Below are 13,601 nucleotides of genomic sequence, written 5' to 3' on the forward strand. Positions count from 1 at the left end.
CAATGAACCATGGCTAAAACCAATCCCGTGATTATTGTCATTGAAGACGATCCGTCTATCCGCCGTTTTCTGCGTACCGGACTCAGTACGCACGGCTTTTCGGTGTTTGAAGCCGATACCGGCAAGCAGGGCATCGTCGAAGCCGGTGTTCGCAAGCCGGATCTGGTCATATTAGATCTGGGATTGCCGATATCGACGGCGTCGAGGTGATCAAGGCCATTCGCGCCTGGTCGACCCTGCCGATTGTCATCCTGTCGGCGCGCAGCAACGAGCAGCATAAGATCGATGCGCTGGATGCCGGCGCCGACGATTATTTGACCAAGCCGTTCGGCTTCGGCGAGCTGCTGGCGCGGATACGGGTGGCTCTGCGGCATGCGCTCAGGTCACAGGAACAGCCGCAAGACGGCGTGTTTGCCACCGCCAACCTGAAAGTGGATTTAAACAATCGGGTGGTCAGCGTCGACGGCCGGGAAATCCATCTGACCCCGATCCAATACCGGCTGCTGGCGGTACTGGTCAAACATGCCGGCAAGGTTCTGACGCATCAACAGATCCTCAAGGAAGTCTGGGGGCCGTCTTATCAGGAAAACGCCCATTATCTGCGCATCTATATGAGCCAGTTGCGCCAGAAACTGGAAGCCGATCCTACCCAGCCGAAATTTTTGTTGACCGAGTCGGGCGTGGGCTATCGGTTAAAAGTCTGAGGCTGGTGCCAAAAATCAAAAAATGAAATCAGCCATCGCCGCCGGGAAATGACAGGTTCTAATTAAACTCCAGTTTCAGCAATACACTCGCCATAATGAAACAGCCGGTAATGACGCGGGGTCAGCGCGTGCCATTGTTCGTCGCTGGTCAGAGGCAGTGTCGCGATCACGCTTACGATGTCATGCGGCGTGGTTTCCTGATGAAAATCGATCACGACATCTTCGTCAATGAGCTGCGCTTTGCCGAATGGCGCACGCCGCGTGATCCAGTGCAGGCTTGTGCTGCAATAGGCCAGAAGATAACGTCCGTCCGACAGCAGCATGTTGAAGATGCCGAAATCGTTTAATCGCCCGCAGAGTTCGCCGGCATACAGAAACAAGGCTTTCATGTCGGCCGGCTTGCGCGGGTATCTGCGGTCCAGTTCATTGAGCAGCCAGCAGAAGGCGGTTTCGCTGTCCGTGTCGCCGACCGGCCGGTGCTTGCCAGGCTTCAGCAGTTTTTCATAGCCCGACAACTGGCCGTTGTGGGCGAAAGTCCAGAACCGTCCCCATTGCTCGCGCGTGAACGGGTGCGTGTTCTCAAGGGCCACATGGCCGCGGTTGGTCTGCCGGATATGCCCGATAACGGCACGGCTTTTGATTGGGTAATCCTGCACCAGTCGGGCGATTGGCGATTCATAGCAGGGCATGGGGTCTTTAAAGGTGCGGAAACCCTTGTCTTCATAAAACGTGATGCCCCCAACCGTCGCGATGCGGACCGGTGCGTCCACCGCGATGCATGAGGCCTCTGAAACTGAAGCAAATGTCGGTCGGGACATTCGCGCTCATTCCCAATAATTCGCACATATCAACTTCTTAAACGGTCATAACTCCTGCTGTCATTAGACGGCAGCTTATGAGGACAAATTCAATAAAGACCACCATATGTCAAAGTTCTTTGGGTTGGATTCGTGATGGACAACTGCCCGTTCTGAGCCACCTCGTAAAAGCCGCCCTGGACCAGATCGAATCCGGCCTGATTAGCCAGCGCGGCCTGTTCCTTGCGCTCGATTTGCTGCAGAATGGCTTGTCCTGCCACCGAATCGGCCAACGCTTTCAGGTTTTCCAGGGCCTGGAGTACGGCGATGCCGTCCGTAGCGGTACGGTCCGGCTTGGGAGCATTGATGCGCAGGTAATCCGGCGCCAGTTTGGTGATCAGATCGCGCACATTGTGGGCGGCATAGAGCGAGACGAGGTTGAGCGCTATGCGGTAACCGCGATTGCGATAATTGTTCAGGCCTTCAAGCAACCGGGCAGGATGCAGTGAGTAGAAGTTGTTGACGGTCATTGAAATCACGACATTGTGCGTGGCCAGTCCGCACTTGACGATGACTTCCTCGAAATACGCGCCATGATCGCGTTTGACGCCGAAGATATGCCGGGGGTCGACTTCCAGCACCAGCACGCCGTCGAAATGCGTGAGAGGCAGATAGTTCAGCATGTGCACCGTGCGGCATAGGCGGTCGAGATTGATGATGGATTCGAAGTCGACGGGCTGTTTTACCGCGTCGGTCAGCAGATTTTCAATCTCAAACGTTTGTTGCTGGTGGCTTTCATAGGTCGAAACGGAAATCTGCGCCGCATGGCCGGCAATTTCTTCAGGACGGTCTGCATGACGTATCGGCAGGAAAATGCTGCCGATACGGATCGGCCCGAACAGGCCGTTGATCTTGCCGTCTTCCAGAATAAAAGTCCGGACACGAGAGTGATGCTCATGTTCGAACCTGTCATTGAAGTATTCCACTAACTGTTGTAAAGGCATAAACTTATCTCTTCGCTAAATCGATCCAATCTAAAAAAAGGCGGGCTAAAGCCCGCCCGGAAACATCCATGGCAAGAGGAGGAGCGACCCGTACGTTCCTGTGTATCGAATCTTAAGCACTGTTGAATGACGCTGGCAGGCATCAAATGGATAAGCGAACCATTTTGTCTGCTGTTGGGACCTATCTTAATTCGCCATTTATTTTTAATAAAACGATATGATTAGATGTATTTATCTAAAAAATTGATAAAATAGCTATTCAACATCGTTCTCACGAATCAAAAAAGCAATGAATTTAAGTCAGATTGAATTGCTGCAAATCCTGCAGGAAACCAATTTAAACCTGTCCAAAGCGGCCGAGAAGATGCATGTTGTACAATCGGCCGTCAGCCGGCAGCTGCAACTTTTTGAAAGCGAGCTGGGCTCGCCTTTGTTTGAACGCCGGGGCAAAAAGCTGATCGGTTTGACGCCGCTCGGCCGCCGGGTCATGGAGGAAGTCACGACGATCCACCAGTCAAAGCAGAATATCCGCGCGCTCGCGGCCGATTTTCTGGACAGCAACAGCGGTACGCTGCATATAGCGACCACGCATACGCAGGCAAAATACTTTCTGCCCAACCCGATCCGGCGCTTCCGCGAAAAATATCCCGGCGTCAGGATCTACATGATCCAGGCCTCGCCCGAACAACTGATCGACCAACTGCATGCGCACAAAGCCGATATCGCCATCTGTACCGAAAAAGTCGATGAAGACGCCGGACTGGTGCTCAATAAATGCTACGAGTGGCATCATGCCGTGGTCCTGCCGCAGAATCATCCGCTAAGCGAGGGCGAGATCACGCTGGAGCGGCTGGCGTCCTTCCCGATCCTGACTTACAGCTTCGGCTTTACGGGCCGGTCGAATATCGAACAGGCCTTCAGGAGCGAAGGCCTGGAGCTTGACATCATCCTGGCTGCGGCCGACACGGATGTGATCAAGACCTATGTGCGCCAGGGGCTGGGGATCGGCATTATTGCAGGCATGGCCTATGACAGGTTGATGGACAAGGATTTGGTGGCGCGCGATCTGTCCCACCTGATTCCGAAGTCGACCACCAAGATCGCTTATCTGAAGCAGAATTACCTGCCGATCTATACACAGCATTTTATTGCCGAGTTGTTGCAGGCGGCGAGGGAAATAAAGCGTTAATGAGGTAGTTGAGCACGTGTAGGCTGGGTTGGAGCTTTAGCGGAAACCCGGCATGGGCGGCTTCGAAATGCTGGGTTTAGCAACCCAGCCTACTGCCGTTAAAAGCTAGCGCACCCTTCGCAGCCGGATTTCCGAGATCAGCTGATTGCCGGTAAAGCCCGGCAGGGCATCGCCTTGCATCTCCAAGGCAATGGCCGCGCGCACGCGCTGAGGCAGGCTGCAGTAGTGCGCGAACACGATGTTCAGCCACAAGTCCGGCGCGATGGCCAGGTCGCGCTGCTGCCAGTAGTGCAAGGCCGATACCTGACGCCCCTGTTCCTGCAAGGCCGACGCAAACAGCGTTTCGGTGTGTTCTTCATAGAGATCGCGCAGATAATCGATATGGCCGGTATCGGTCTGGCCGACCGGCGCCGAGGCGCGGTTCATGTCGACCAGCGGCGTGGGCCTGGTCTGCCGTTTCAATTCGTGGATGATGTCGACGAATTCGGCCTGCAGGGCGGCGCGGGTCGTATCGAGGCCGGCTTTCAATCCCAAATCGGGGCTGCGGTTCAGGATGGCCGGCACGGCTGGTTCATCGGCCCAGTCCAGTGGGCTCCATTCCGGGTGCTGCTTCAGGAAGCGCGCCATGGCGCGGGTCCGGTTTGCGGTCTGTTCCTGCTGTCTCAAGGTGAACAGCAGCGTTTTCATGCGGCCGACAATGCTGGCCAGGCGCTCGACGATGCTTTTGTACTGGTCGACGAAACGGATGATTTTGCGCGACAGCTCGCTTGGGGCTGCCCAGTTCAGCCATTCGTAGCAGGCTTCCAGATTGATATGGCTGAGCTCCTCGACCAACTGCTGCGCATAGGCCAGCGCCCGCTCGTTTTCACGGATCTTGCTGGTCAGCGAACTGACGAAGCCGAACTGGCTGGTGATGGCCGAGAACATAACGCTGATGCTGTTTTCGAGCAGTTCCAGCGATTCGTAGAGCGTGTCGTCGATCTGTTCCAGATGATACCGGGCCTCGTCCTGTTCGTTGCTGTCCAGCGCGGAACGGTAAGCGGCGATGTCCTCCTCGACGTTACGGATCATGCGCGCGATGTCGGTGTTCTGCCGGTAGCGCGCATTGCGCAGCAGCAGCCGGTCGATCAGGCGCTTGACGTCGGTCGTGAGCCGGTATTCGTCGGCCTGTTCGGACAGACGCAGGATGCCGGATTTTTTCAGGCTTTCGATGGCGCCGGCGTTCTCGTCATCGATGAACACGGCGCCCTGGATATAGGCCTCGGCCAGCAGCTCATCGGCGCTGCCGAGTTTCCTGATCAGCGCCGCGACCTGTTCATGATCGAAACTCATTCAAACAGCTCCGCCTGTTCGCCGCTGTCTTCATCGGCCTGATCCAGTTCCAGTTCTTCGGCATCGTTCAGAAACGCGATGACCTGATGCAGGTAATCCATCTTGCCGGTCACGAGATAGGTCGAGCTTTGCGGATTGGGCTTAATCAGATAGCCGCTTTGCTCCAGCTTTTGCAGCACCCACAGCAGCTGTTCGGCGACGTTGGTTTTGGCTGTACGGAAGAACGGCATCTGGGTCAGGCGCGCCATTTGCTCGCACAGCGACGGCTCGGGCTCGATAGCTCTGAGCATCTGATGCAGGCGGATCTCATCGCGGGCGCGGACCGGCCGGTCAGAACCCAGGGCCGTCATGACCAGGTCCATCCATTCGACGACCGGCCGCAGGTGCGAGCGGATTTCCGAGAAGGCTTCGCGGATCTGGCTGCGGTTGGTCTCGTCGATGACGGCGTAGCCGGCATAGAACGCTTCGCCGCCGTCCAGCGTGCACAGCGCCCGGTCCAGCGGCGCGAGGTAATCCGACACTTTCTGAAAATTTTCCTGATGGCGCAGGTAGCCGTATTCGTCGGCATACGCGGTCGGGCAGATAAATTCGCCGCGCAACAGCGCTTCAACGACGCGTTTAAACATGGCTGGTCTCCCGGTGGGTCATGGGCACCAGTAGCGCATCGAGCTTGCTGGCCGGTATCGCGACTTCGTGCAGTTTCTGCCTGTCGATCAGGTAGCGCCGGTCGAACAGGCTCAGCACGTTGCGGTCGGCCGTCGGGCTGGCCGAGATGATGCGGATGTTCTGCCGGGCCAGCATGGCCATCATGGCTTCGATATTCTCGGGCGCCAGATCGCCCAGTTCGTCGATCGGCCAGCAGACCACGGTCTGGCTCTGCCTGCGCAGCATGGACGTCACGCCGGTAAAGAACGTGATTAGCGCCAGATAGGACAGCCCCGTGGAGCTGACGTCTTTCAGTTCCTTGGCGTTGCGGGCCTGTTTGGTGTGGCCGTTTTCGGAAATCGTGAACTCGATGTCGAACAGCGACAGATGCCTGATCTTGATGCCGTCGGCAGGCAGCAGCGCGGTCAGCGCCGTCATGGCTTCGATCAGGGAAACCGGGATGTCGCTGTCGCCGGTCAGGTCAGCATGCTCGCGGTAGCGGCCGTAATTGTCACCGAACTGTTTCAAAGCCTGCCAGTATTCCAGATCGCTCATTTTAGAGCGAACGGTCACGGTGATCTCGCCCAGCGCCGCAAAATGCTTTTCCTGGCTGACGTGTTTCGACAGCAGGGCACCGGTCGATTTGATGATGCTTTCAAAATTGCGCAGATGCCGGTAGAAGGCATCGACGTCTATGGCATGCAGCTCGATCTGCTGGCTGGTCGCCTGCTTGACGTTGGCGACCATTTTCAGCACGTCCTTTAACGGCTGCTCGATTTCCAGTCCGTCATGCGCAGAGTCCGGCGCGGCTTCCAGTGCCCGGTTCCAGGCTTCGGCCAGCTGGCTGCGCTGATGCGTGTTGAACAGCTGGACGATGGTCTGCCGGCCGCTCAGCAGCGTCTTTTCCAGGCTGCGGCGTGTCTGACCGAAGCTCTGGGCCAGCTTCTGCAGCGTGTCGGACGCGTAGTCTGGCAGCGCTTCGTTGATGACCGGCGGATGGTTTTCCAGTTGGCTGATCGTGTTGTCGAGTTGCGCCAGCAGACTCTGTGTTTTCTGCAGCGTCTGTTCCTGCTGGTAGATCAGGTTGTTGAGCCTATCTTTGCCGGCTTTGAAGTCGCGCTCCATTTGCGCGATTTCATCTTTCAGCAGCGTCTGTTGCTGCTGGCACTCGCTGCGTTGCCGGCACAGTCCGGCGTGCTGTTGCCATTGTTCATCCAGCCAGCGCTGATATTGTTCGGCCAGTTCCTGAAACTTTCTGGCCTGTTTCTCTTTGGCTTTCAGCCCTTCCAGCTGGCGGCTCAGATCAATGATCGTGTCATCGGCGCCGCTCTCTTTTAAGTCGGCCTGCAGGCGGGCTTTGATGCGCTTTTGCTCGGCCTGATAGCCGTCTTTTTCCTGCTGGATCAGGCCCTGTATGGCCTGAAGCCTGTTCTGGGCATCGGATTCGATGATGGCCCGGCGGGCCAGATGCTCCTGATGCAGCCGGGTTTGACCGGCGCGGCTTTCTTCGGCGACGGTTTGCAGATCCTTGTCGCAGCGCTTGATTTCGGCTTGCAGGACGTCGATGGTGTGCTGGATATGGGCGCGCGCTTTTTCGATTTCGGCCTTGGCCTGATGAGCCAGGCTTTGCTCCTGCTCGTTTAGCGTTTCTTCCTGCTGGCGCGCGCGTTGCGTGCGGTGCTCTGCCTTTTGCCGGTCCTGGCGGCTTTGCTCCAGTGTGGTGGATGCGGCGCCGAGACTGGCTTCCGTGCGCGTGATGTCGGCCTGGGTTTCCTCGATCTTTTTGAACAAGGCCTGTTCTTCGGTCTGCAGGGCCGCCTTGGTGGCTTCCAGCTCGCGGCCGGCCAGCGCTTCGAGATCCAGGCTGAGCCCGTAGAAGCTGGGTTCGACGCCGGGCATGACGGTTGGGTTCAGGTTTTTGTGTTCCAGCAGGTCGGGGGCGATGACGCGGCCGATCGTCTGCTGCCAGCCGTCGACTTCCTGCTCCAGAAAGTGTTGCAGCGTGCCTTCGGCCGGCTGCAGCCGCTTCAGGCAGGTTTCATGCTGCTGCTGGTATTGCCGCAGCTGCGCCTTCTTGTTCTTCAACCGGGTTTCGATGTCGTGGAAAGCTTCGCGTGCGGCGTAATAGGCCTTGTCGGCGGCCTGCTGCCCGTCCACGGCCTGCCTGATGGCCTGGCGTATCTCGGCCAGTTCCTGCCGGGTCTTGTCGAGCTGTTGCGCCAGCGCTTCGGGCATGGGCACATGCTGGCGCTCGCTCTGCTTGACGGCGCATTCGGTCGTCAAGTGCGCCTTTTGCTCTTTGAGCGGCTGTGTGCGGGCCTCGCTGTCCTTGACTGACTGTTCCCTGCGCTGCTGGTACTGGGTTTCGGTTTCCGCCAGCTTTTTTTCCCTGTCCAGTTCTTCCGTGGCGCGTTGCGTGTCAAATGCCTGCAGCTGATGAGTGTGTCGGTGCTGCAGCTCTGTCAGCTGATGTTCGTAAAGCGCCTTGATGTCTTTGGTTTTGCTTTCCAGCGCCTCGATTTCCTGTGTTTTGAGCGCTTGTTGTTCGCGGTATTGCTCGAGCAGGGCGCCCTTGATCGCGAAGGTTTCGGCATCCTGCTGTTCATATTCCTGCTTTTTGTCTTCCAGCGCATGGATCTGGAAATCAAGATCCATGATCTGTCCGTTCAGCTGCCGTAAGGTTTCGTTTTTGGGCTCCAGTTGCCGGGTAAAATCCAGGCCCAGTTGCTGCAGCTGCTTTTTAGTCTCGTTGATCAGCTCAATGCCTTTTTCCAGCTCGGCCTGGGCCGTTTTGTGGCTGCTGCGCGTCAGAAAATGGATGTGAGACAGCTCGCTGTGAGTGTCTTTCAGCTTTTCTGCGGCCTGCAGCAGTTCGTCGAAATAATCGCGCCTGGCTTCCAGCGCCCGCGCGGCGCTGATGTCGGCCAGCCAGCCGTCGATGTGGCTTTTGCTGAGCTGGAACGGGTTGCGGCGCTGCTCCTGATCGAGCAGGCTCTGGCTGAGCCGGTCGCGCGAGATGTCGACCAGCATTTGTTTGATGACTTCGAAATCGCCGATTTTCTCGACCACGGCGCCGATGACTTTTTCCATGTGCGTGACCGGCGAAGAGGCCATCGAAAAACGCCGTTGCAGCGCGCGAATCCATTTCTTGCCCGAGTTATGGTGATGCTGGATGACGCTGCAATAGTCGTCGACGCCCATGACGCGGGAGGTCTCGACGGGCCGGTTGTGTTTGTAGTGCCGTTCCACGGCGGCGTTGTCGCGCGGCAGATTGTTTTCGTCAATGTAACAGTCCCGGTCGTAAGGCGCGTCGATGAACTTGTAGCGTGCGGTGCGCCCGTCGCTTTGCACCATGACATGGCAGATCTGGTCGAAAGGGCGCTGGTATTCATAAATCAGGTAACTGCTCGTACGCGGCAGATAATGGTCGATGAAGCTTCTTTTGCTGCCGGTGCTGCCGACGATATTGCTGGGCCTCTCGCCCCAAAACAACTGCATCAGGCGCAGAAAGGTCGTCTTGCCGGCACCGTTCGTGCCGCTCAGGCTGGTGTGCCCGTCCACGTTCAGCAGCACGGTCTGCCCGGCCCAAAAGCTGTCGATCAGGACAATGCTTTTTAATTGATAGGTTGTCGACATTGGTGTCCTTGAGTTTTTAAAGCGTAACTGGCTGATGGGAAATAAACAATGCGGATCTGAGAAGATGCAATCGTCTGACTTCGGTCAATAGCGGGTGTTGTCGGAAAGTTGGCGTTATTTTACCATTTCCGTTGCTTGCATGAACCTCGGATTTAAGCGCGGCGGCTGTTTGGTTTGAGTTGAACTGCGGAACCGGGCGCGAGTCTTTGGCATACCAGCCATTAAAAAACAGGCGGTTTTTGCCTGCGAGTCGATCATATTTGTGATGCTTTATTGAAGGAGTTCATTATGAGTGAAAACATAATATCCTGTGATCTGTTTGATTATATTGAAGTAGCCTGCCTGTACGGCTATGAAGTCAAGCTGAAGTTAAAGGATGACCAGGTCCTGATCGGCAAGGCGATCAATGTGACGACATCGGGGGACAGACGCGAATTTCTGATTATCGATAACGGGCAGAAGCAGCAGGTGGACTTGGCGCAACTGGCGTACATGCATGTGTTGACGCCCGATGCCAAATTTCACGATGTATCGTTTGTGGATATGCCGGTAAACGGCCAGGTGAGGGCTCACTAGGCCGTCTTTGAGCATCAGCGGCCATTGCCGGGCGCGAAGCGCGCTGCGCCCCGCCGTTCAAAAGGCGATATTCTCGATCGTATCCATGTCGGTTTCGTCGAGCTCGAAATCATAGACTTCCAGATCCTCTTCCATATGACGCTGGCTGGTGGTCCCGGTCAGCGGGATCATGCCCAGCTGCAGCGCGAACCGGAACACGACCTGCGGCACGGAGCAGCTTAGCCGTTCCGCAATCTCGTGCACCTTGGGGCCGCTCAGTTCAGTCACGTTGGCCGTCAGCAGTGAGAACCCCTGATAGCGTATGTCATGGGCATGGCAGAGTTCGCGAATCCTGACGTCCCATTTGGTGCGCGCAAAGCACCGGTTCTGCACGAAGGCCGGCATGATCTCGGCCTTGTCGATGAGCAGCTTCAATTGGTCGAAGCCGACGTTGGAAACGCCGATCAGCTTCACGGAACCGGATTTCTGCAGCGTCTGCAGGGTCCGCCAGACTTCCCAGTCGGCCGCGCTCAGGCCCTGGCTCACTGACGGGCCGTGCAGCAGGTAAGCGTCCAGATAAGTCGTGTTCAGATGCGCCAGCGAACTTTCGAACGACTGCATCACCTGCGTGCTGTAGTCCGCTTTCGGATCATAGGGCAGGCGGTGGTCCTGGCTGTTCACGTAGGTGAATTTCGATTGCAGGAACAGGTCGCCGCGCTCCAGGCTCATTTCGGTTAAAGCCTGCTGGACGCCTTCGCCGACGCCGGCTTCGTAATAGTGCATGCGCTGGTTGGCGGTGTCGATGCCCCGAAAGCCCGCAGTGACGGCCTGTTGCGTCAACGTCTCGGTCTGGGCTTCTTTCCAGGCCGTGCCATACAGAAGCGTCGGGACCCTGACGCCTCTATGCGTGACATAACGGTTGATCTTATGGGAAGTATCTGACATGCCGGCCTCCTGATGCGCTGCGCACTGATTCATGGATTTGATAGTAACAAAGAGCGTAGGCCGTGCCAGGAGTTCCTGGCCAGCGCCTTAAAACTTACAGCGTGTGGTGCGACCTCAGCCGCCTGGTGTAGGCATATGAAGCGGCTGAAGTCGCCCCCACAGGTTCATGTAATTCCAGGTTCAGCTTTCAAACGACAGCTTGCTGCCGAACACCGTCTGCCAGTCCTGCGTAAACTGGTCCACGGCCGGCTGAACTGCCGGATGGGCAAGCATTTGCGCTGCGACATCAACCGGCAGCGTAATCGCGGCAACGCCCACCTTCAATACGTCCACGACCTGCTGGGTGTTCTTGAAACTGGCCGGCAGGATCTTGCTGTCCAGGCAATGCCGATCGAGCAGCAGCTGCAGATCAGCCACGGCGCCGGCGCCATCGGCGCCCATCGCATCGATGCGGTTGACGTACGGCGCGAGGTAATCGGCCCCGCACAAGGCCGCCAGAAAGCCTTGCTGCGCGCTGTAAATGGCCGTCGCCAGCACGGGGATGTCGTCGGCTTTCATTTTCCTGATCGCGGCCAGTCCTGTTTCCGTGGCCGGCACTTTGACGACCACATCATAGGGCAGCGCATGAATTTGTGCGGCTTCCGCGACCATGCCGTCAACCGTCTGGCTGACCACCTGGACATGAAACCGGGCATAAGGACCGATGACCGCCGACACGGCGGGCAGCAATTGATTCAGGCCTACGCCGGCTTTAGCCAGGATGGACGGGTTCGTGGTAATGCCTTTCACGGGCAGGCAGGCGTTAAAGCGCGCCACCTGCTCGACATCGGCCGTATCAAGATATAACTCAATCATGTTTCATACCCTCATTAAATAGACCGAAATTCTAACGGACGTTCGCCCGAATAAAAAATAATCGACACGCAAACGCTTGTTTTATCCGGAAAATCCGGAACATTTTGCCGGAAAATTGCTGTCCGGCAGGCAGTTTTTGCGGTCAGCATGACCTGTAATTTCAATAATCGGGAAAAAATCTCCGCGGCAGTCCCAGGCGGCCTCATGACTGATGACAACTGGCTTTGCGGCATTCATTGCCGGGAAGGAAGCATATAAAAATCAAATATTAAGCTTGCCTTAAAACAATCTTTAAGGTTAATTTAAGGTTCGTGAAGTTAGAATCGAATTGTCTAAATAAAAAAACACTACTTTATGAATAAAATCATACGAGTTGTTTCTATTTTTGTTCTATGCAGTTATTTTTCTCAGCCATTATCAACCGCTGAGGCCTCCGAACGCCATGTGATTACTGCCGCTTCCAAACACAGAACGGCAAAAGCTCATAAGACGAGGCACACTTTAGGGCCTTCAAGAACAGCCAAGCGCAGCATGGTTTCGTGGTATGGCGCCGATTTCCACGGTAAAAGAACCGCCAGCGGTCAGCGATTTGACATGTATGCCATGACCGCCGCGCACAAGACGCTGCCTCTTCTTTCTTACGCCAAAGTCACCAATCCCAGAAATAATCGTACTGTCATCGTGCGCATCAATGACCGAGGCTCTTTCCCCGGCAAAAGAGAAATGGACCTGTCCTATGCAGCCGCCAAAAAGCTTGGCATTCAGAGTCAAGGTTTAGGCTCTGTCGTTATCACTCCCATAAGCCGCGATCAAGCCCTGGCGGAAATGGGGCATGGCGGTAAAACAGGTAAAAGCAGTTGATGCCTGGTGGCTCCATTTAATTCTGTAGATCACAAAATACTCAGTTAATCCCAATAACAACAGTTCCCATATGCTGGACATGGTTTTCTCAGGCGGATAGCCCGTATTCCACAGCTGACGGCCCCAGGCTTTACGGTTGCGCTGTAGATTGACTGTCCGGTTTCTGGCCGTCAGCGACAGTTCGAATCTGACATTATCTGCCGGGTCAAACTTGAGCTACCAACCGATAGTTTTCAAACCGAAGCTGATGCCTTGTATTTCACGTTGGGGTACTGCATGGAGCTGCGGAAAGAATGGCTGTTTTCAATTCAACGGTTATAGTCACCGAAACGTAACAGGATACCGAGGGAAAGTTTGCCGGCTCTTTGGCTTCCGATATCTTTCCATGCTGTGACAACAGATATGGCCTTTTACGGCTCAACTGACACTTCATCCTTAGTTATTCACCACTGAAATCTTCGTGAGCATGCGGGTAGGTTTCTAGAGCGCTCTATAACAGCCGAATAACAAACATCCGGGCGCCTTCTTCATCCGAAAGATTCATAAAACCTGTGTGAGACATCAATTAAACCTGTATGATAGGGTTTGGAAAGTTTTTACTTTTCAATTATTTATCTCCGGGCTCTGCCCGGCAATCACATAAAAGGTTTTAAAATATAATGAATATCATCAAAAAGATGGCGCTGACTTTTATCATGACGATTTTTCTAGGCGCAAATAGCGTTATAGCTTTCGCCGAAGAAGCGACTAATAGTTCTGCGGCAAGCATCAATGAGACTATTGCGCATGTTGAAGAAGGGTTAGCCGAGGTAAACAAAAGTGATTTTTCCGCGGCCTATTTGCATTTAAAAGCAGCGCGTCTATCTTCCGAGAACATTACCGGGGATGAAGCTATCGTAAAAGAAGCCAATGGAAGCGTCATTCAAGGGCAAATACAAGCCAAATCCGGCAATGTCCAAAAATCAGCCGACTTATTAAATAAGGCATTGAAGTTGTATAAGTCATTATTATAAAAAGATAAGAATGCCTCTGGAGTCAAGTACCTAAGGGCTAGGTCTGTTTTAGGGGCATTTTATTT

Annotated in this window: 12 protein-coding genes and 1 pseudogene; 5 read left to right on the plus strand and 8 right to left on the minus strand. The window is 55.3% G+C overall.

From position 1 onward, the window contains the following. Positions 1 to 9 precede the first annotated feature (9 nt). A pseudogene (locus V2P20_RS01785) lies at positions 10 to 704 on the plus strand (response regulator). Between the two features lie 62 nt (positions 705 to 766). On the opposite strand, the gene V2P20_RS01790 reads toward V2P20_RS01785, so the two are convergent. From V2P20_RS01790 to V2P20_RS01795, 3 genes are all read right to left on the minus strand, one after another. Further along, the gene (locus tag V2P20_RS01790) at positions 767 to 1,393 is read right to left on the minus strand and encodes a class II glutamine amidotransferase (protein ID WP_348532238.1); all 627 of its coding nucleotides are present in this window, start codon (positions 1,391 to 1,393) and stop codon (positions 767 to 769) included. A gap of 31 nt (positions 1,394 to 1,424) precedes the next feature. Further along, positions 1,425 to 1,550: a class II glutamine amidotransferase gene (locus V2P20_RS20265; protein ID WP_348532236.1), complete on the minus strand. Its 126-nt coding sequence runs from the start codon at positions 1,548 to 1,550 to the stop codon at positions 1,425 to 1,427. Positions 1,551 to 1,611: 61 nt separating this feature from the next. Next, a complete protein-coding gene (locus tag V2P20_RS01795; RefSeq protein ID WP_331815479.1) occupies positions 1,612 to 2,505 on the minus strand; it encodes a hypothetical protein in 894 nt (297 codons plus the stop codon). A gap of 289 nt (positions 2,506 to 2,794) precedes the next feature. Here V2P20_RS01795 and V2P20_RS01800 point away from each other — a divergent pair, with 289 nt between their 5' ends. Then, on the plus strand, positions 2,795 to 3,694 hold the full coding sequence (locus V2P20_RS01800; RefSeq protein ID WP_331815481.1) for a LysR substrate-binding domain-containing protein: 900 nt from the start codon (positions 2,795 to 2,797) through the stop codon (positions 3,692 to 3,694). A 105-nt stretch (positions 3,695 to 3,799) separates the two neighbouring features. On the opposite strand, the gene V2P20_RS01805 is transcribed toward V2P20_RS01800, so the two are convergent. Genes V2P20_RS01805 through V2P20_RS01815 form a run of 3 tightly spaced genes read right to left on the minus strand, consistent with a single transcriptional unit; the run spans position 3,800 to position 9,307 of the window. Further along, on the minus strand, positions 3,800 to 5,026 hold the full coding sequence (locus V2P20_RS01805) for a hypothetical protein (RefSeq protein ID WP_331815483.1): 1,227 nt from the start codon (positions 5,024 to 5,026) through the stop codon (positions 3,800 to 3,802). Beyond that, positions 5,023 to 5,652: a hypothetical protein gene (locus V2P20_RS01810; protein WP_331815485.1), complete on the minus strand. Its 630-nt coding sequence runs from the start codon at positions 5,650 to 5,652 to the stop codon at positions 5,023 to 5,025. Before V2P20_RS01810 ends, V2P20_RS01805 begins: the two co-directional genes overlap by 4 nt. Continuing rightward, complete coding sequence (locus V2P20_RS01815) at positions 5,645 to 9,307, minus strand: ATP-binding protein (RefSeq protein ID WP_331815487.1); 3,663 nt, start codon at positions 9,305 to 9,307, stop codon at positions 5,645 to 5,647. Before V2P20_RS01815 ends, V2P20_RS01810 begins: the two co-directional genes overlap by 8 nt. Before the next feature lie 288 nt (positions 9,308 to 9,595). Here V2P20_RS01815 and V2P20_RS01820 point away from each other — a divergent pair, with 288 nt between their 5' ends. Then, the gene (locus V2P20_RS01820) at positions 9,596 to 9,883 is read left to right on the plus strand and encodes a Rho-binding antiterminator (protein ID WP_194971129.1); all 288 of its coding nucleotides are present in this window, start codon (positions 9,596 to 9,598) and stop codon (positions 9,881 to 9,883) included. Positions 9,884 to 9,940: 57 nt separating this feature from the next. On the opposite strand, the gene V2P20_RS01825 is transcribed toward V2P20_RS01820, so the two are convergent. Together V2P20_RS01825 and V2P20_RS01830 are read right to left on the minus strand one after the other, a co-directional pair. Continuing rightward, a complete protein-coding gene (locus tag V2P20_RS01825) occupies positions 9,941 to 10,807 on the minus strand; it encodes an aldo/keto reductase (protein ID WP_331815491.1) in 867 nt (288 codons plus the stop codon). Between the two features lie 180 nt (positions 10,808 to 10,987). After that, complete coding sequence (locus V2P20_RS01830) at positions 10,988 to 11,662, minus strand: fructose-6-phosphate aldolase (protein WP_348532237.1); 675 nt, start codon at positions 11,660 to 11,662, stop codon at positions 10,988 to 10,990. Positions 11,663 to 12,016: 354 nt separating this feature from the next. On the opposite strand from V2P20_RS01830, the gene V2P20_RS01835 reads away from it, so the two are divergent. Next, positions 12,017 to 12,523 carry a septal ring lytic transglycosylase RlpA family protein gene (locus tag V2P20_RS01835; protein ID WP_331815493.1) on the plus strand — a complete coding sequence of 169 codons (507 nt, stop codon included), beginning with the start codon at positions 12,017 to 12,019 and terminating at the stop codon, positions 12,521 to 12,523. Between the two features lie 659 nt (positions 12,524 to 13,182). Next, positions 13,183 to 13,536, plus strand: coding sequence for a hypothetical protein (locus V2P20_RS01840; RefSeq protein WP_331815495.1), 354 nt, complete (start codon positions 13,183 to 13,185; stop codon positions 13,534 to 13,536). Positions 13,537 to 13,601: the final 65 nt, after the last annotated feature.

The organism is Methylobacter sp. Wu1, assembly GCF_036553575.1.
GTDB lineage: Bacteria > Pseudomonadota > Gammaproteobacteria > Methylococcales > Methylomonadaceae > Methylobacter.

What these genes read in the sequence shown, in the direction of transcription:
- V2P20_RS01810 (WP_331815485.1), bottom strand. Translation starts at nt 5,652, where the DNA reads ATGTTTAAACGCGTCGTTGAAGCGCTGTTGCGCGGCGAATTTATCTGC.
- V2P20_RS01790 (WP_348532238.1), bottom strand. Translation starts at nt 1,393, where the DNA reads ATGCCCTGCTATGAATCGCCAATCGCCCGACTGGTGCAGGATTACCCA.
- V2P20_RS20265 (WP_348532236.1), bottom strand. Translation starts at nt 1,550, where the DNA reads ATGTGCGAATTATTGGGAATGAGCGCGAATGTCCCGACCGACATTTGC.
- V2P20_RS01830 (WP_348532237.1), bottom strand. Translation starts at nt 11,662, where the DNA reads ATGATTGAGTTATATCTTGATACGGCCGATGTCGAGCAGGTGGCGCGC.
- V2P20_RS01815 (WP_331815487.1), bottom strand. Translation starts at nt 9,307, where the DNA reads ATGTCGACAACCTATCAATTAAAAAGCATTGTCCTGATCGACAGCTTT.
- V2P20_RS01795 (WP_331815479.1), bottom strand. Translation starts at nt 2,505, where the DNA reads ATGCCTTTACAACAGTTAGTGGAATACTTCAATGACAGGTTCGAACAT.
- V2P20_RS01800 (WP_331815481.1), top strand. Translation starts at nt 2,795, where the DNA reads ATGAATTTAAGTCAGATTGAATTGCTGCAAATCCTGCAGGAAACCAAT.
- V2P20_RS01820 (WP_194971129.1), top strand. Translation starts at nt 9,596, where the DNA reads ATGAGTGAAAACATAATATCCTGTGATCTGTTTGATTATATTGAAGTA.
- V2P20_RS01825 (WP_331815491.1), bottom strand. Translation starts at nt 10,807, where the DNA reads ATGTCAGATACTTCCCATAAGATCAACCGTTATGTCACGCATAGAGGC.
- V2P20_RS01840 (WP_331815495.1), top strand. Translation starts at nt 13,183, where the DNA reads ATGAATATCATCAAAAAGATGGCGCTGACTTTTATCATGACGATTTTT.
- V2P20_RS01835 (WP_331815493.1), top strand. Translation starts at nt 12,017, where the DNA reads ATGAATAAAATCATACGAGTTGTTTCTATTTTTGTTCTATGCAGTTAT.
- V2P20_RS01805 (WP_331815483.1), bottom strand. Translation starts at nt 5,026, where the DNA reads ATGAGTTTCGATCATGAACAGGTCGCGGCGCTGATCAGGAAACTCGGC.